Below are 669 nucleotides of genomic sequence, written 5' to 3'. Positions count from 1 at the left end.
TTTGAAGACGGCAAACTTGTGTCTATTCAAAAGCTCCGATATGGCGGAGGAAAAGTAAATTTAAGAGAATTTACTGATGTTGATTGGGATTTAATTATCATTGACGAAGCACATGAAGGGACACAGACTGAGCTTGCAGATAATGTATTGAAATCACTTGAAAAAGACAACACAAAAATTTTATCATTGAGCGGAACTCCGTTCAATATTCAAGATCAGTACAGTGAGGAATCTGTTTATACATGGGATTACCCAATGGAACAATTGGCGAAACTCCGTTACTCATTTGAACATCCGACAGAGAAAAATCCATATGAATCATTACCAAAAGTTAATATGTTTACGTTTGAGATGAAAAATAAAGAACGCTTTTTAGATGATTCAAGATCCTTTAATTTCCGTGAATTTTTCCGTGTGAATGACAACAATGAGTTTGTTCATAAAGTTGATATTAATGCATTCTTAGATAATATTACTAATCAAGATAGTAACACTAATTACCCCTTTTCAACTAAACAATATCGTGATGAATTACGGCATACATTATGGTTATTACCCGGAGTTAAAGAAGCGAACGCTTTCGAAAAATTACTTAATGAACATCGGATTTTTGGAAAGGAATACAAAATTGTTAATGTTGTTCTTTATGTTAAGTCAGATAGCAACGAA

General features: G+C 32.9%; 1 pseudogene. It reads left to right on the top strand.

Features of this window, described 5'->3' with window-relative positions:
* Window positions 1-18: 18 nt before the first annotated feature.
* Window positions 19-669: pseudogene (locus tag BABA_RS02510) on the top strand (Eco57I restriction-modification methylase domain-containing protein); the annotation flags it as partial.

The sequence above is a fragment of the Neobacillus bataviensis LMG 21833 genome (genome assembly GCF_000307875.1).
Lineage (GTDB): Bacteria > Bacillota > Bacilli > Bacillales > Cytobacillaceae > Neobacillus > Neobacillus bataviensis.
The sequence above is the reverse complement of the archived record's forward strand: the minus strand, read 5'-3'. Positions and strand labels throughout refer to the sequence as shown.